At 63.4% G+C, this 17001-nt stretch carries 15 protein-coding genes and 1 tRNA gene; 12 read left to right on the top strand and 4 right to left on the bottom strand.

From position 1 onward, the window contains the following. Positions 1–81: 81 nt before the first annotated feature. A complete protein-coding gene (locus LRP30_RS23040) occupies positions 82–1005 on the bottom strand; it encodes an AEC family transporter (protein ID WP_249756406.1) in 924 nt (307 codons plus the stop codon). Positions 1006–1008: 3 nt separating this feature from the next. Next, positions 1009–1500 (bottom strand): Holliday junction resolvase RuvX, encoded by a 492-nt coding sequence (gene ruvX / locus LRP30_RS23035; protein ID WP_164934948.1) that lies wholly within the window; start codon positions 1498–1500, stop codon positions 1009–1011. 46 nt (positions 1501–1546) lie between these two features. On the opposite strand from ruvX, the gene LRP30_RS23030 reads away from it, so the two are divergent. Together LRP30_RS23030 and LRP30_RS23025 are read left to right on the top strand one after the other, a co-directional pair. Then, positions 1547–1759 (top strand): hypothetical protein, encoded by a 213-nt coding sequence (locus LRP30_RS23030; protein ID WP_249756405.1) that lies wholly within the window; start codon positions 1547–1549, stop codon positions 1757–1759. A 312-nt stretch (positions 1760–2071) separates the two neighbouring features. After that, positions 2072–4282: a DNA/RNA non-specific endonuclease gene (locus tag LRP30_RS23025; RefSeq protein WP_249756404.1), complete on the top strand. Its 2211-nt coding sequence runs from the start codon at positions 2072–2074 to the stop codon at positions 4280–4282. A gap of 114 nt (positions 4283–4396) precedes the next feature. On the opposite strand, the gene LRP30_RS23020 is transcribed toward LRP30_RS23025, so the two are convergent. Then, positions 4397–5332 carry a cyclase family protein gene (locus LRP30_RS23020; protein WP_128955697.1) on the bottom strand — a complete coding sequence of 312 codons (936 nt, stop codon included), beginning with the start codon at positions 5330–5332 and terminating at the stop codon, positions 4397–4399. A gap of 196 nt (positions 5333–5528) precedes the next feature. Further along, complete coding sequence (locus tag LRP30_RS23015; RefSeq protein WP_249756403.1) at positions 5529–6419, bottom strand: LysR family transcriptional regulator; 891 nt, start codon at positions 6417–6419, stop codon at positions 5529–5531. Between the two features lie 96 nt (positions 6420–6515). Here LRP30_RS23015 and LRP30_RS23010 point away from each other — a divergent pair, with 96 nt between their 5' ends. The 10 genes from LRP30_RS23010 (at position 6516) to LRP30_RS22965 (ending at position 16982) form a co-directional block, all read left to right on the top strand. Continuing rightward, positions 6516–7532 carry a nitronate monooxygenase gene (locus tag LRP30_RS23010; protein WP_249756402.1) on the top strand — a complete coding sequence of 339 codons (1017 nt, stop codon included), beginning with the start codon at positions 6516–6518 and terminating at the stop codon, positions 7530–7532. A 26-nt stretch (positions 7533–7558) separates the two neighbouring features. Further along, entirely contained in the window at positions 7559–8635 is a 1077-nt protein-coding gene (locus LRP30_RS23005; protein ID WP_249756401.1) for a nitronate monooxygenase family protein, read from the top strand. Between the two features lie 77 nt (positions 8636–8712). Next, the gene (gatC, locus tag LRP30_RS23000) at positions 8713–9000 is read left to right on the top strand and encodes an Asp-tRNA(Asn)/Glu-tRNA(Gln) amidotransferase subunit GatC (RefSeq protein WP_007611211.1); all 288 of its coding nucleotides are present in this window, start codon (positions 8713–8715) and stop codon (positions 8998–9000) included. A gap of 21 nt (positions 9001–9021) precedes the next feature. Continuing rightward, on the top strand, positions 9022–9234 hold the full coding sequence (locus tag LRP30_RS22995) for a hypothetical protein (RefSeq protein WP_027547180.1): 213 nt from the start codon (positions 9022–9024) through the stop codon (positions 9232–9234). Beyond that, positions 9231–10706 (top strand): Asp-tRNA(Asn)/Glu-tRNA(Gln) amidotransferase subunit GatA, encoded by a 1476-nt coding sequence (gatA, locus tag LRP30_RS22990; RefSeq protein ID WP_249756400.1) that lies wholly within the window; start codon positions 9231–9233, stop codon positions 10704–10706. Before LRP30_RS22995 ends, gatA begins: the two co-directional genes overlap by 4 nt. Beyond that, on the top strand, positions 10697–10999 hold the full coding sequence (locus LRP30_RS22985) for a hypothetical protein (protein ID WP_091896038.1): 303 nt from the start codon (positions 10697–10699) through the stop codon (positions 10997–10999). Before gatA ends, LRP30_RS22985 begins: the two co-directional genes overlap by 10 nt. Beyond that, positions 10996–12474, top strand: a complete 1479-nt coding sequence (gene gatB, locus LRP30_RS22980; protein WP_128933331.1) for an Asp-tRNA(Asn)/Glu-tRNA(Gln) amidotransferase subunit GatB — start codon at positions 10996–10998, stop codon at positions 12472–12474. Before LRP30_RS22985 ends, gatB begins: the two co-directional genes overlap by 4 nt. Positions 12475–14041: 1567 nt before the next feature. After that, positions 14042–14308, top strand: coding sequence for a hypothetical protein (locus tag LRP30_RS22975; protein WP_014494734.1), 267 nt, complete (start codon positions 14042–14044; stop codon positions 14306–14308). A gap of 485 nt (positions 14309–14793) precedes the next feature. Beyond that, positions 14794–14887, top strand: a tRNA-Ser gene (locus tag LRP30_RS22970). A gap of 553 nt (positions 14888–15440) precedes the next feature. Beyond that, positions 15441–16982 (top strand): porin, encoded by a 1542-nt coding sequence (locus LRP30_RS22965; protein ID WP_249756399.1) that lies wholly within the window; start codon positions 15441–15443, stop codon positions 16980–16982. Positions 16983–17001: the final 19 nt, after the last annotated feature.

Genomic DNA, 17001 nt, shown 5'->3' with positions numbered 1-17001 from the left:
CGTTCCGCGGAGGTATTCTGGATTGCTTCGTCGCAAGGGCTCCTCGCAATGACGAGGTGAGGGAGCTCGCAATGACGAGTCTTAGGCCGCCAGCGCGATCGCGACCGGCATCGTGATGGCCGCAAAAATCGTCTGCAGCGTGATGATCTGCGCCAGCAGCGGCGCATCGCCGCCCATCTGGCGGGCCAAGACATAGGCGCTGGGCGAGGTCGGCACCGCTGCGCAGATCGCCACGATCGCGAGGCTGTTGCCGGAAAGCCCGAACCAGGCACCGAGCACCAGCGCGAGCGCGGGCATCAGCGCGAGCTTGAAGACGACGCCGATCGCCGCTCCCAGGCTCGGGCGCAAGAGGCCTTCGAGATGCAGGCCGGCGCCGGTGACGAGCAGGCCGATCGCGAGCGAGGAGCGGCTCAGCGCATCCGCCACCTCGTGCCAGAGTTTCGGCAGCGGCAGGTGCGTCAGATTGACGACAAGGCCGATCACGCAGGCCCAGATCAGGGGATTGCGGATCACCGTCATGACGATGGCGCGTGCGGACTGCTTTTCAGGCGCGGCGTAATGGGCGAGCACCACGACGCTGAGCACGTTGACCAGGGGAATGATCGCGACCATCGCCACGGAGGCGAGCGCCAGCCCGACGTCGCCGAACAGGTTGGCGGCGACCGACAGCCCGACGAAGGTCTGCCAGCGCGTTGCGCCCTGAAAGATCGAGGTGAAGGCGGGGCCGTCGATGCCGAGCCGCGACAAAGCGGGGCGCAACGCGAGGCACAGCAGCGACATCGCGAGCGCCGACAGCAGTAGCGCGCCGCCGACGCCGGCGACCGGCACCTTGGAGAGGTCGGCCTTCACCAGCGTCTGGATCAGCAGCATCGGAAACAGCACGAAATAGGTCAGCCGCTCCAGTCCGTGCCACTGCGTGTCGAGCCGCATCAGGCTGCGCTTCAGCACGACGCCGAGCACGATGAGGACGAAGACCGGCAGCAGCGCCGCGATGACGACGGCCATGGATCAGTCGATCCCCGGGCTAGCGCGAAGATTGGCGAGGCGGTCGAGCGCGCCTTGCAGGATGAAGATCGCGGCATGCTCGTCGATCACCTCGGCGCGCTTGGCGCGGCTGACATCCATGCCGATCAGCTCGCGCTCGACCGCAGCGGTCGAGAGCCGCTCGTCCCAGAGGCCGATGGGGAGCGCGGTCAGGCCGGCGAGATTGCGGGCGAAGGCGCGCGTCGACTGCGCGCGCGGGCCCTCGCTGCCGTCCATGTTGATGGGCAGGCCCAGCACGAAACCGGTCGCCTTGCGCTCGGCCGCGATTGCGAGCAGTCGGGCGGCATCCTGCTTGAATGCCTTGCGCTGGATCGTCTCGACGCCGGTCGCTAGCCGCCGGTCGGGATCGGACACGGCAACGCCGATGGTCTTGGTACCGAGGTCGAGCCCGATCAGCGCGCCGCGTGCGGGCCAGTGGGTTGCAGCATCGACGAGTGGCAGGATAAGAGCGGGCATGGCCTTAGCGCATATCACGCGTCGCGCTGCGGAGTGAACCCTGGACATGGATGCACTGACACTATTCGGCCTGTTTGCCGTGACGGCGATGCTGGTCTGCTATGCACTGGAAGACCGCAGCCATTGGTTGGTGCTGCTGTTCGCGGTGTCCTGCGCACTTGGCTCGGCCTACGGCTTCCTGCAGGGCGCCTGGCCGTTCGGCCTGGTCGAGGCGATCTGGGCTCTGGTGGCACTGCGGCGGTGGCACCGGAAGGGCTAGCGACGGAAGCTCGTCTTTGGACCCGTCTGAGCCTTTCGAAACCGTGACGCACACATGCGCGAAGATCGATCATTTGTTGCGTAGTTCACACAAGCAAAGCACTCCCCATGACATGATGCCGCGCGCGCGGCAGCCGGCATCAATTGACGCGTTGGTTGTGGCGCGATAGGATTATGAGGCTAAAGTAGTAGGGGGCCCAACCCCGATTTGAACAATCATTGGCAGTGAACGGCAGATCAGGCCGCATTGCAGCCTTGGCGCAATTTTCAGCGTCCGCACGTCGATATTCATCCGAATTTTCGAGAGGTCATCATGTTCATCAAGCCAAGCCTGATCGCGGGCTCAGAAAGGCGATTCAAGCAAGCCGAGTTTTCACCGGAAGCCTTGAACCGGAAATTGGGCGACGGCCCGATCGAGATGACGGTCGAGAAGAAACGCCTGCGCCAGCGCCAGCTTTTCGCCGAGACACGGGACGTGCAGGCGGCCGAGATCGGCCTCGAGCGGATCATCCAGGGCAACGATCTCGACAGCATCAACTACCTCGCCAAGGGTACGGCGGCCTCGCGCCCGGTCTGTCGCATCCAGCTCAGGGATATGAGGTCAAATCTGCTCGGCTATGGCTCGGGCTTTCTGATCGGGCCGGGCCTGCTGCTCACGAACCATCATGTCTTCGGCAAGCCGTCCGATGCAGCCAATTCGATCGCCGATTTCAACTACGAACTGGACATTTCGGGACAAGAGCGCGTGCCGGTCAGATTCGGATTCGAGCCGGGCAAATTCTTCTACACTAACGACAGGCTTGATTTCTCGCTCGTCGCGGTGGCGCCGACCTCGCTGTCAGGCGATGAGCACCTCGAGGATTGGGGATGGCTGCCGCTCAGTGGCGCGCCCGGCAAGGCTGACCCTGGCGAGTACCTCACCATCGTCCAGCATCCCAGCGGGCAGATGAAGCAGGTCTGCGTCCGCGAGAACAAGCTGCTCAAATATGTCGGTGACTTCCTCTGGTACAACACCGATACCACGGCCGGCTCGTCGGGCTCGCCGGCGTTTAACCGCTTCTGGCAGGTGGTCGCGCTGCACCACAGCGGCGTCCCGAGGAAGGACGCGCGAGGCCGCACGCTGACCAAGGATGGCAGAGTGTGGGAGGCCTCGATGGACGAAACCTCGATCGACTGGATCGCCAACGAGGGCATCCGGATCAGCGCGATCGTCGCCGATCTCAAGGTTTCCGTGGGCTCACTTCCTCTGATCAAGCCGGTGCTCGACGAGGAGGAGCCGCCGACCCGGCAGGAGGTCGCGAAAGTCCCGCGTCCGGCCGCCGCAGCTCCCTTCGGAGCGAGTGTCTGGGTCGAGCAGTCTGTCGACGGAAGCTCGCTGGTGGTCCCGATCCGCGTGCCATTGCCAATGTTCAGGAAGGACATTGCTCCGCCGGCGCCCGTTCCGAACCTTGGGGGCAATGGCGGAGCGCCGAACGGCGGCATGCAGAACGGCGGCAAGCCCTTGATCGTCCCGCCGGTCGGCCTGTTGCCTCACATCAGCGCGAAGAACGGCCTGCCCATGGAGGCGGTGCACATCGATCAAAGCACGCTGAAATCGCGGCCCGGCTACAAGGCGAATTTTCTCGGCAGCGGCAAATTTTCCGTCCCCTTGCCGAAGATACCAGCCGCCCTCAAATCCCGGGTTGCGATGTTGAAGGGCAGCTCCAAGCAGTCCGAGCTGAAATATTTCAACTATAGCGTCGTCATGAACAAGGCGCGCAGGCTCGCCTTCTTCAGCTGCGTCAATATCGACGGCGGCGAGCAGCAGGACGTCGGCAAGCGCGAAGGCGATTCCTGGCTGCGCGATCCACGCATCGACGACGAGGCCCAGATCGGCGACGAGTTCTACCGCAAGCAGGCGACGTTCGAGGCCGACCGCAGCAAGAATCCGTTCGATCGCGGTCATCTCGTGCGCCGTCTCGATGCGACCTGGGGCGACACCGTCGCCGCCGCCAAGCAGCATGGCGACGATTCTTTCCATTTCACCAATTGCTCGCCGCAATTCTTCTCGTTCAACCAGGGCAAGCAACTCTGGGCCGGACTGGAGGATTATACGCGCGATGTCCTGCTCGAAGGCGAGGAGAAGGGCATCGTGATGAACGGTCCGGTCTTCGACGGACCGGATGCCGACGGATCGGATTTGCCCAATCCGGCCGGCAAGTCGCACAAGGATCCGAGCTTCGGTGGCGTTCAAATTCCGAAATACTTCTGGAAAATCCTGATCCGACGCGACGACGACGGTCTCAAGGCGGCGGCATTCCTGATGAGCCAGCGAAAGCAGGTCATGGAGATCGACCGGATCCAGGAGGCGGATTTGCTCGAGCGGTTGTCCGAAGAGGATGTCAGCGTCTTCCAGGTCTCGATCGCAGACCTGATGAAATTGACCAGGCTCGACTTCGGCAATCTCGTGGACGCGGATTCGCACGAGGCGACCTCAGTCGGCCCGCGCCGGATCGAGTCGTATGAGGACATTCGAGTCAGATAGTGCTTCGGTTCGCCGAGCCGCGAAACCGATGTGGCGTTCGGGTGAGGGCAGCGGTGCGCTCTGCAGAGACACTGCATGATCCTCACCCGACTTTCCTTCGGGCCCGTGTGGACGTCAGCGGATTGCGATCGGATTGATCATCGCCTGCACGCCGCCGGTCCAGCGCGGCTGGCCAAGCACGAACAGGAATTCGTATCCCTTGTCCCGGGCGAGCGCAGCGGTGTCCATGTTCTCGAGGATGTAGGTCCCGTTCATCGCGAGCAGGATCTGGTGCACCTCGAACACGTTCTTGGACTCGAACGGCAGCACCTCGAGCGCCCAGGTATCGGCGCCGATCGCGACGACGCCCTTGCCGGTCAGGTACTTCGCACCCTCGACGCCGAGGCCGGGCTCGCCCGCCGAATAGCGCTTGTCATCCTTGCCGATCAGGCTGAGCCAGCCGGTGTGGAAGATGACGACGTCGCCCTGGCGGATCTCGACGCCTTGCTTCTTGGCGGCTTCCTCGATCTCCTTGACGTTGAAGGCGGTGCCTTCCTTGACCACGTCGGTGTTGAAATAAGCGGCCATGTCGAGCAGCACGCCGCGCGTGACCATCGGCGGCACCTTCTCGATGCCGAGCTTCTTCAGCCCGTTGGGATCGGCGAAATCGGCGAGCTTGTTGCCGTTGTAATAGACATGCTCGACGCCGAGATGGCCGAGCCCGTCGAGCTGGCTGCCGATGCCGACCCAGGTGTCGAGGATATCGTCGTTATACGTCGCCTTGTTGGGACCGAGACCCGGGCTGCCGGCCTGTCCGGGCTGCACGATGGTCAGCTTGAACGCGCGCGGCGGATAGGCTGGTGTCTGCGGCGTGACGGGAATGCCGAGGGCATAGGTCTTGCCGGTCTTCACCAGCGACGCCGCTTTCACCACGAGCTCGGGTGTCATGTAGTTGGCGGCGCCGATCTCGTCGTTCGGCCCCCATTTCGATTTGGTCCAGTCCTGTGCGCTTGCAGTTCCTGTTATCGCCGACAACGCAGCGACACAGCACAATACGAGCGTATTGCGCATCGACAATCCTCCCGATGTTTTGGCTTCGTTATGGTTTCGCGCTGGCCAGTCATTCATCCTAACGTAGAAGGAGAGCGGCCTTCAAAGTTTTTCGACGTGCTGCGTTGCGACGGCTGAACGCAACGCAGCGTGGATTGATTCAAGTACGACAGATTTGTGACAGTGAATTTCGCGCGGTGGAACGGATTGCGTCGCGTCAGGCCGCGATGACGTCGTCATCTTTCGTTAGGCACGCAGCAAAGCCACTGAGCGCGCTGGTTTGATGGCCGGCGCAGCGCTGGATGAAGAGGGTCTCGACGCGCCCGTGCGAGGCGCTCAACGTGTGGATCGACACATTGCCGTTCATCGCGCTGCATTCGACCACCGCGCGCGGCAGCAGCGTCACGCCCATGTCGGCGGCGACGCAGCCGATCATGCCATCGAGCGTGCCGAGCTCGAAGCGCGCGGCCGACGGCCAGCCGAACTCGACGAACACTTGCTCGAGCCGCTGACGGTAGGTGCAGCCGGTGCGGAACACCAGCGCGGTCGGGCCGGATTCCGGCGTGCCGGCGCGCAGCTCGGCCAGCGAAGCCCAGCGACGTGCGCTGACCAGCACCAGCTCTTCGCGGAAGGCGCTCGTCGCGATGAGATCGGCATGTGCGATCGGGCCCGCGACGAAGGCGCCGTCGAGCGTGCCGTCGAGCACGGCGGCGACGAGGTCGGCAGTCGGCGCGGTGCGCAAGGAAAGTCGCACGGCGGGGAAACGGCGATGGAAGTCCGCCAGCAGCGGTGGCAGCCGCACGGCCGCCGTCGTCTCCATCGATCCGATCGCGAGCGGCCCCTTCGGCTCGCCATCGTCACGCGCGGCGAGCAAGGCTTCGCGCGACAGCGCCGCCATTTTTTGCGCGTAGGGCAGGAGGCGCTTGCCGGCGCCAGTCAGCGTCATGCCGCGGCTGTGACGTTCGAACAGCGGCGTCCCGATCTCCGCCTCCAGCGCCTTCACGCGCTGGGTGACGTTGGACTGCACCGTGTTGAGCTCTTCGGCCGCGCGGGTGATGCCGCCGGTGTGGGCGACGGCGGCAAAGGTCTGGAGATCGCTGAGTTCCATGGCGCCGTTCCGTTTTTGAGATGGTACCGTTCTCTAGAATTCAATTTTAGAGAATGCTATTCGCGCCTAATCTTCCTGTCCAGAGTGGGAGGACGCATGCCGATCGCGACGTCGCTGACGAACCTTCTTGGGATCAAGCATCCGATCCTGTCGGCGCCGATGGACACCATCGCCGGCAGCCGGCTGACCCGCGCTGTCAGCGGGGCTGGCGGATTCGGCATCCTGGGTGGTGGCTACGGCGACCGTGCCCGGCTTCAGACAGAGGCCGCAGAGCTGAAGGGCTTTGCGCCGTTTGGTATCGGCTTCATCACCTGGAGTCTGGCAAAACAGCCCGAATTGCTCGACATCGCACTCGACGCTCGCCCGCAGGCCATCATGCTGTCATTCGGTGATCCCGCGCCGTTCGCGCCGCGCATCAAGGCGGGCGGCGCGCGATTGATCTGCCAGGTGCAGAGCGAGGACATGGCGAAGCAAGGGCTCGATTCCGGGGCGGACATCCTGATTGCACAAGGTACCGAGGCCGGCGGCCATGGCGCATCACGCACCACGATCGACATCGTGCCTGCGATCGTCGATCTCGCGGCAGGGCGCGTGCCGGTCGTCGCGGCCGGCGGTATCGCCGATGGCCGAGGCCTCGCCGCAATGATGATGCTCGGCGCATCTGGCGTGCTGATCGGCACGCGCTTTTATGCGAGCCTGGAGGCCAATGGCGCGGGGGAAGCGAAGCGACGCATTCGTGAAGCCGATAGCAATGACACCGTGCGCGGCGTCGTGTTCGATTGGTCGCGAAATCTGTTCTGGCCGGCGCCATTTACCGCGCGCTCGCTGGTCAATGATCACATCAAGCGCTGGACCGGTCGTGAGATCGAGTTGATGCAGCGCGCAAGCGAGGTCGCCGTGGAGTATGCTGCGGCGAAGGCCGCAGGCAATTTCGAGATTGCTGCGGTTTTTGCCGGCGAGGCGGTCGGCCTGATCCATGACATTCCGTCTGCCGCGGAGATCGTCGAACGCATTGCGGCTGAAGCCGAGCAGCTGCTTGCCGGACAGCGCAACTCGGTGAGAGGTACGCACGCTCTTCCACACTCCCCTGGAGGGCCCTCCAGGGGAGGGTAAGGAAAACAAGTAGTGAGAGAACACCCATGTGGCCTGACCGTCGACTGATCGATCTCTTCAAGACCGAATTCCCGATCGTGCTGGCGCCGATGGCGGGCGTGATGGATGCGGAGCTGGTGATTGCGGCCGCGCAGGGCGGGGCGCTGGGGTCGCTGCCCTGCGCGATGGTCTCGGCGGAGAAGGCACGCGAGCAGGTCGGTCTCATCCGCCAGCGCGTGAAGGCGCCGGTCAACATGAACTTCTTCTGCCACACGCCTGTCGAACTCACGGCCGAGGCTGAGGCGCGCTGGAAGCAGCGGCTGGCGGGCTATTACACCGAGCATGGCCTCGATCCCGCCGCGCCGATCGCTGCGGCGAACCGTGCGCCGTTCGATGCGGCCTTCCGCGAGGTCGTCGAGGAGCTGAAGCCGGAAGTCGTCAGCTTTCACTTCGGCTTGCCGGAGCAAACTCTGCTCAAGCGCGTCAAGGCAGCCGGCTGCCTCGTGATCTCGTCCGCCACTACGGTGAAGGAAGCGGTCTGGCTCGAGCAGCACGGCGTCGATGCCGTGATCGCGCAAGGCGCGGAGGCGGGCGGTCATCGCGGCATGTTCCTGACCGACAAGATCGCCGAGCAGCCCGGTACGTTCGCGCTGGTGCCGCAGGTCGTCGACGCCGTGAAGGTGCCTGTCATCGCATGCGGCGGCATTGCGGACGGGCGCGGCATTGCCGCGGCCTTTGCGCTCGGTGCATCCGGTGTGCAGATCGGCAGTGCCTATCTGCGCTGTCCGGAATCCAAGGTCACGGCCGGAGGCCGCAAGGTGCTTGCCGAGGCGGGCGACGAGTCGACCGTCATCACCAATGTCATGACCGGCCGTCCGGCGCGCGGTGTCCAGAACCGCCTGATGCGCGAGGCGGGCCCGGTGTCGCCGGACGCGCCGCCCTTTCCCCATGCCGCGACCGCGCTGGGGCCGCTCAAGGCGGCTGCCGAAAAGCAGGGCAGGGTAGATTTCACCAATCTCTGGGCCGGCCAGGCCGTAGCCCTCGGCCGCGAGGTCCCGGCGGCCGAATTGACCCGGGATCTCGCCAAATCGGCGCTGGCCCGCATGAAAGCCCTTGCTGGCTAGGCGGGAAGCGCCGGTTGCGGCGCAAAAGCGGCCTCTGCTATACGGCGGTTAGGTTTTGCCGTGAGAGGCCTTATATAATGTCCGTCGACGCCGCTACCGTCCGCCGCATCGCGCATCTGGCGCGCATTGCGGTTTCCGAGGGCGAGGTTCCGCATCTGCAGGGCGAGCTCAACGCCATGCTCGCCTTTGTCGAGCAGCTCTCGGAGGTCAATGTCGAGGGCGTGGAGCCGATGACCTCGGTCACTCCGATGCAGATGAAGAAGCGGCAAGACGTGGTCAATGACGGCGAGATCGCCGACGATATCGTTGCGAACGCGCCTGCGACCGAAGGACACTTCTTCCTAGTGCCCAAGGTCGTCGAGTAATTTAATTCAGGACGTAGTCCGATGTGCCTGCTTTGCGACGATGAGAAGGCCTATCAGGCCTATATGAACTATCTCGACAAGATGGAGCGGCAGGGCAAGGCTGCCGATCCCAACGTCGCCGTCAATGCCGTGCTCGACGAGATCGAGGCCGCCGCGAAAGCAGCCGCCAAAAAAGACGACCCGGCCAACGACAAGACCCTGTCTCCGTTCTTCTGCAGCCCGATCAATAAATGACCGATTTGACATCGCTGACGCTCGCCGAGGCCCGCAAGGGCCTCGCGGCCAAGACCTTCACGTCGCTCGAGCTGACCGACGCGCATCTTTCCGCGATCGAAGCCGCGCGCGTGCTCAATGCCTTCGTCATGGAGACGCCGGACCAGGCGCGCAGCATGGCGCGCGAGGCGGACGCCAGGATCGCCAAGGGCGACGCCGGTCCGCTCGCCGGCATCCCGCTCGGCATCAAGGATCTGTTCGCGACCAGGGGCGTGCGCACCACGGCCTGCTCGAAGATCCTCGGCAATTTCGTGCCGACCTATGAGTCCACCGTGACCTCGCAGCTCTGGCGCGACGGCGCGGTGATGCTCGGCAAGCTCAACAATGATGAGTTCGCGATGGGCTCGTCGAACGAGACCTCGTGCTTCGGCCCGGTCGGCAATCCCTGGCGGCGCGACGGCTCGAACACGACGCTGGTGCCCGGCGGCTCATCCGGTGGTTCGGCCTCGGCCGTCGCGGCGCTGCTCTGCATGGGCGCGACCGCGACCGACACCGGCGGCTCGATCCGCCAGCCGGCGGCGTTCACCGCGACCGTCGGCATCAAGCCGACCTATGGCCGCTGCTCGCGCTGGGGCATCGTCGCCTTTGCCTCCTCGCTCGATCAGGCCGGTCCGATCGCGCGCAGCGTGCGCGATAGCGCGATGCTGCTACGCTCCATGGCGGGTCACGATCCCAAGGACACCACCTCGGCCGACATTCCGGTGCCAGACTACGAGGCTGCGATCGGCAAGTCCGTGAAGGGCATGAAGATCGGCATCCCCCGGGAGTATCGCCTCGATGGCATGCCGGCGGAGATCGAAAAACTTTGGGAAGCGGGCGCGGCCTGGCTCAGGAGTGCCGGCGTCGAGCTCGTCGAGGTGTCGCTGCCGCACACCAAATATGCTCTGCCGGCCTATTACATCGTGGCGCCGGCGGAGGCCTCCTCTAACCTCGCGCGCTATGACGGTGTCCGCTACGGCCTGCGCGAACCGGCTAAGAACATCATCGAACTCTACGAAAACACCCGCGCCGAAGGTTTTGGCGCAGAGGTGAAGCGCCGCGTCATGATCGGCACCTATGTGCTCTCAGCCGGCTATTACGACGCGTACTATTTGCGCGCCCAGAAGGTGCGCACACTGATCAAGAAGGATTTTGAGGACTGCTTCGCAAAGGGCGTGGATGCCATCCTGACGCCAGCGACGCCGTCGGCGGCCTTCGGCATCGGCGAGAAGGGCGGCGCCGATCCCGTCGAGATGTACCTCAACGACATCTTCACGGTGACCGTGAACATGGCGGGCCTGCCCGGCATCGCCGTGCCCGCCGGCAAGGACGCGCAAGGCCTTCCGCTCGGCTTGCAACTGATCGGCCGTCCCTTCGACGAGGAGACGCTGTTCTCGCTCGGCGAGGTGATCGAGCAGGCCGCCGGCCGCTTCACGCCCGCGAGGTGGTGGTGAATGTCGCGGCGTTCATTGCGAGCCTCGACGGCGCGGCGCCAGCGCCGGAATTGAACGCGCCGCTCGCCGGACTCTGGTGGGCGGCCAAAGGCGACTGGGACCGCGCGCACAAGATCGTCCAGGACGAGAGCAGCCGCGAGGCGGCTTGGGTGCACGCCTACCTGCACCGCGTCGAAGGCGATCTCGGCAATGCCGGCTATTGGTACCGCCAGGCCGGCCAGCCCACAGCAAAGGATTCATTGGAAGCAGAGTGGCAGCGGATCGCGGCCACGCTGCTCGGGAGCAAGACATGAGCACGGCCACGCACAAGCTTCTCAAGGGCGCCACCGGCGATTGGGAGATGGTCATCGGCATGGAGATCCATGCGCAGGTGACCTCGAACTCGAAACTGTTCTCGGCCGCCTCGACCGCGTTCGGCGGCGAGCCGAACAGCCACGTGTCGCTCGTCGACGCCGCGATGCCCGGCATGCTGCCCGTCATCAACGAGGAATGTGTCAGACAGGCTGTCCGGACCGGGCTCGGCCTCAATGCGAAGATCAATCTGCGTTCGGTGTTCGACCGCAAGAACTATTTCTATCCGGACTCGCCGCAGGGCTACCAGATCAGCCAGTACAAGTCGCCGGTCGTCGGTGAGGGCGAGGTGCTGGTCGAGCTCGACGGCGGCCGCAGCGTCACCGTCGGCATCGAGCGGCTGCATCTGGAGCAGGACGCCGGCAAGCTGCTGCACGACCGGTCGCCGACCATGTCCAATGTCGACCTCAACCGCTGCGGCGTGGCGCTGATGGAGATCGTCTCCAAGCCCGACATCCGCGATGCCGAGCAGGCCAAGGCCTATGTGACCAAGCTACGCTCGATCCTGCGCTATCTCGGCACCTGCGACGGCGACATGGAGAAAGGAAGCTTGCGTGCCGACGTCAACGTCTCCGTGCGCAAGCCCGGCGGTCCGCTCGGCACCCGCTGCGAGATCAAGAACATGAACTCGATCAACTTCATCGGCCAGGCGATCGAGTACGAGGCGCGGCGTCAGATCGAAATTCTGGAGGATGGCGGGGCGATCGACCAGGAAACGCGGCTCTATGACCCCAACAAGGGCGAGACGCGCTCGATGCGGTCCAAGGAAGAGGCGCACGACTATCGCTACTTCCCCGATCCCGACCTGCTGCCGCTGGAGTTCAGCCAGGAATTCGTCGACGAGCTGAAGGCTGAGCTCCCGGAGCTGCCGGACCAGAAGAAGACGCGCTTCGTCGCCGATTTCGGCCTGTCGGCCTACGACGCCAGCGTGCTCGTCGCCGAGCGCGAGAGCGCAGTGTTCTACGAGACGGTGCTCGACAAGCTTGCCAACCGCGCCCGTGACGGCAAGATGGCGGCGAACTGGGTGATCAACGAGCTGTTCGGCCGTCTCAACAAGGAAGGCCGGGGTATTACGGACTCTCCCGTCAACGCCGAGCAGCTCTCAGGGATCATCGACCTGATCGGCGAGGGCACGATCTCAGGCAAGATCGCCAAGGATCTGTTCGAGATCGTCTGGCAGGAGGGCGGCGATCCCCGCGCGCTGGTGGAAAGCCGCGGCATGAAGCAGGTCACCGACCTCTCGGCGATCGAAAAGGTTGTCGACGACATCATCGCGGCCAATCCCGACAAGGCCGCGCAGGTCAAGGGCAAGCCGCAGTCGCTCGGCTGGTTCGTCGGCCAAGTGATGAAGGCGTCCGGCGGCAAGGCCAACCCGCAGAGCGTCAACGAGCTGCTCAAGTCCAAGCTCGGCGTCTAGCCTCGCGCGTTTGAATGAGGTGACGAACACGCTTCGTCACCTCGCTTTCCGCTCTTGGTGCGACGCTCGCGCGCATCCTCGGCGGTAAACTTCATCCCGATCGATGGTGATACGGCGGCCGAATCGCCAGCGCGCGATTCGCGCAAAACGGCGGCTTGCACATGCTCAGGCGAGCGTTCGCGCCGTTAAGCATGAAAATTTTTTCGTTGCCAAAAGTCGCGACTCAGAGTCCGCGAAACGCCTTCGCGAGGCGATCGCGCGACTCGCGACGCTCATCATCGCGTTGCTCATGCGCGATGCATGCGCGCGGAAAAATACTTGCTGCATAGTGTTTTTCTGCAATCGCATCCGTCGCAAACGCCGACGATGCGCCCACTCTCTGCGATCGCAAGCACACGTGATGCAGTGCGCTTGCGTCGCGCTCGCCAAGCGCACGCGCGTTGCGCCGTCAACACTTCTTTAAGCGAGACGCTGTTTTTTTCTTCGTGTTGGTGTATTCGGGATGAAGTGCATTCGATCCCCGAGTGCACGCAGCGATTAAAGCCATCTCACACATCGGAGGGCAACATGGCCAAGAAAGCGAAGAAGGCGAAGAAGGCGAAGAGCGCAGTGAAGAAGACTGCGAAGAAGACCCGCAAGGTCGCGAAGAAGAAGAAGTAACTTCGCTTCTGAAGTTGCCGGCTCCAGATAGCCGGCACGTCATCAGCGCCTCCTAAAGGTTCTGGTCGACGATAGAGGGTGTCGGCGAGACATCAGGTCAACGGTCGGATCGTTTCTCTTTCGCGGTCCGGCAGAAGAAACGAGTTTTCTTCGTTCGGTGCGGTTCTCCTCAAGGGGCTCCGCAATTTCACAAGCGGCCTTCGGGCCAACGTGGAATCTGGTCCTGACGTGTTCGCCGACGCCCTCGTTCTCTTGAAGCCGGGGCATTGCCGGCATTCCTTTCCCGACATTGCTGATCTGACCGCGACGCGGCCGCGCGCCTTGCTCGCACTGCCTTGGGCAGGCAAGGGCTGCGGCCTGATTGCACGCTGTTCGCACGCCGCTTCTCCGTTCGCGGTGTCATCGCCCCGCTCGACCGGGCGATCCAATTCTCCGAGACGGCGGTGGTTGAGTAGATCCGCCGCGGCGTACCGCATTCCCCGCCGGAGCCTGTCATCGGGCTCGCCGGAGGCGAGACCCGGTGGCGGGGCATGACAGGGCGGGCGCGGCCACGACGGCGATCCGCTCCGACAAATCGTAACCGCAGGACATCCGCCACCGCGCGCGATGGTTATCGTTCTCCCAAAATCGCAAGGTAAACCGAATCTGACGAATTGCAGAAGTATCTGCAAGTCAGGGACTTTTCGAATTCCCTGCGCAGGCACCGCGCGTTCGCGTTTACGTCTGCTTCATCGCGATACTTAAACTGCCATTCAAATTTGCCCGCCATCATCGCCTCCAACAAGCCGGCAAACGGCAATGGGGATGAGTTGAACAGTGCACGATCCCGGGAAGGGGCATGCACATCAGAGTTGGACGGGAGCCGCGCTCGAGGGAACGAGACGGCATAAGAAAAAGGGGATGCGACATGTTTCAGGGTACTTTCGATCTGGAGACCGCGACGCCGATCGACGCGAGCGCGCTCTCGGATGTGCTGTTCGAGCGCGGCATCTATTGGGCGAGTGGCCGCTCCGGCCTCGTCGATCTCGTTGCCGCGCATAAATGGTTCAACCTCGCCGCGCTGAAGGGCCGCAAGGACGCCGTCGCGCTGCGCCAGGAAGTCGCCGGGCAGATGTCGGACGCCGAGATCTCTGCCGCGCAGCGCGAGGCGAGGGCGTGGGTCTCCGCCCACTGAACTGAGAATCGCATCCGCATCCGTGTTTCCACGGGTGAGCTCGGTTGCGCTGGATCAAATTCCCTCGTCGTGCGGTCCCCTAGATCCGCACGGTATGAGCGATCCCGACCAGAATGGGCCAAACAATGGCCGATGGCTTCCGATTCAGATCGCGCCCGACGATTGCGATCTGGAACTCGGTCGGCTCCACAAGACGGGCATTTTGCCCTGGACTTTTCCATGCCGGCGCAGGTCTGGCGTCTGGTTCAACGTCTGGGCGGGTGAGGCGGTGCTGATATCGCCCTCGCACTGGCGGATCTGGCGATCCAGCCGCTAGACGCGCGCACGCATATATAAGGTCAGTGCGAATCGCAGGAACTCGCCGCGAGGATCCATTCGCGAGGCTTGCGCCGCCGGCCGCTCGTCAGCTTTCAGGTGAAAAGAACCCGCCGCCCTCAATTCTGCCGCTTGCGGCCCGCCGCCGTGTCGGGCATACCCGGCGTATTGGAGACGTGGCCGAGTGGCTGAAGGCGGCGGTTTGCTAAACCGTTATAGGCTTGTAAAGGCCTATCGAGGGTTCGAATCCCTCCGTCTCCGCCAGCCAAGCTGGCCCGGACATAGATACCCCCGCATCACACATAGAGAGAGCTGACCTGGTCGAGATCTGGCCTCGCCTGTCGGGGCCAAGGCCGTTTCGCCGCCATCGATAACCGTTGGGCTGAGCGAGATTCGGAGGTGCTTGAGTCTCGTCCGATTCTACGATTCGAGCGCGCCTGGGTCGCCACATCACGGCCCTCCGCTCGCCGCGCCTTAGGTGCGGAATTTTGACGGCAAGCGGAACCTCTCTGAAAACATCAATAAAAACAAAGTGTTGCGAGTGCGCCGCGATCACATCTACGTGTTATTTGTGCAACACCCGTTGGAAAACACGTTTCATAGGCCCGCTTCGGAGTGTTCTTTTGTTGTGTGTGCAAGGACGTTCGGTAATTGTGACTGAGCGACGGAGGGGGGCATCCCAAGGTCGTCCCGTTTAGGTCATTCGCTTAAGTAGACCTAAGCTACGAGGATGCGTTGATTTCCAACGTCTTTTCGCGGGCAGTTCAAATGGCTTTGTACAGCGGTTTGTACGAAGCTTCAAACTTGGAGGTTTAACATGAAGTTGGTAAAGAGCCTTTTGCTCGGCTCTGCGGCGGGTCTGATCGCCGTTGGCGGGGCGCAGGCAGCCGATCTTCCCGTGAAGGCCAAGGCGGTCGAATACGTGAAGATCTGCTCCCTGTACGGTGCAGGATTCTACTACATCCCCGGCACTGACACCTGCATCAAGCTGGGTGGCTATCTGCGTGCTGAAGTCGGGCTGAACACGAACAGCATCTACGGCATTCAGAACGGCGCGCCCGCCGGCGCCCACAACCGCCTGAGCAACTACTACACGATGCGTGCTCGTGAAGACCTCAACATCGACACGCGCACCGCCACCGAATACGGCGTCGTCCGCACCTTCTTCGATGCGACGTTCTCCTGGACCACCGCCGGCTATGTCGGCACCGGCTCGGCCACGGGCACGACCGCAGGCACCTTCACGACGGCTGGTACCACCACCCTCAACCCGTCGGACGGCGGTACCTCGGGCGGTTCGCTCGGCGTGTACTACGCCTTCATCCAGTTCGCCGGCTTCACGATGGGTAAGGCCGTGTCGCAGTTCGACGCGCCCTGGACCAACTATCCCGGCAACAACATCGACAGCCTCGTCGGCGGCAGCGGCACGGTCACTGGCGTCAACCAGTTCACCTACACCGCTGACTTCGGTCAGGGCGTGACGGCGGCGTTCTCGGCGGAAGACGCGACGGCCTACTATCAGGCAGGCAACCTCAACCTGTTTGGCATCACTGCTGCCGGCGCCCTTGGCGGTTCCTATGGCTCGAACGCCGTCGGCGGTTCGCGTTCGCCGAACCTCGTTGCTATGGTCCGTGTTGACCAGGCCTGGGGTCTGTTCCAGGCGTCGGTTGCTGCGCATGACAACCACGTTGCCTATTACGGCGCGAGCGAGATCACTGGCCACCCCGATGACAAGTGGGGCTGGGCGGTTCAGCTCGCTCTGTCGATCAAGAACATCCCGACCGGTGCGGGTGACACGCTCAACATCCAGGGCGTCTACACGGATGGCGCGACCCGCTACAACTTCCAGAACCTCGCGGGTAGCTCGTACTCCATGTACAGCGGTTCGGACGTCGCCTATCAGAGCGTCGGCTTCGCCAATGCGCCTGATACGGTGTTCGTCCCCGGCTCCAACCAGGAATCGGTGAAGACCTGGGGCTTCCGCGGCGCGTTCACCCATAACTGGGATCCGTACTGGAACACCGCTCTCTACGGTGCCTATGCGCATGCCTCGTTCGGCTCGCTGGCCAAGAACTTCCTCTGCGGCGGTGGCGGCTTCGCCGGCTTCTTCGCGGTGCCAGGCGTTACCTCGTGTAACCCTGACTTCAACGTCGGCCAGGTGGGTGTGATCACCCGTTGGACCCCGGTGAAGAACCTGACGTTCTCGGCCGACTTCAACTGGACGCGTATTGATCAGAAGTATGCCGGTGTGGTTGGTCCTGTTACGCCGACCGCGACCTTTGCCAAGCCCTTGGCTACCTACGAGCTGAAGGATCAGGACAGCTTCACGCTGCTGCTCCGCGCTCAGCGCAACTGGTAAGTTCGTCTAAACGATCGAC

This window comes from Bradyrhizobium sp. C-145 (assembly GCF_023375135.1).
Classification (GTDB): domain Bacteria; phylum Pseudomonadota; class Alphaproteobacteria; order Rhizobiales; family Xanthobacteraceae; genus Bradyrhizobium; species Bradyrhizobium zhanjiangense.
The sequence above is the reverse complement of the archived record's forward strand: the minus strand, read 5'-3'. Positions and strand labels throughout refer to the sequence as shown.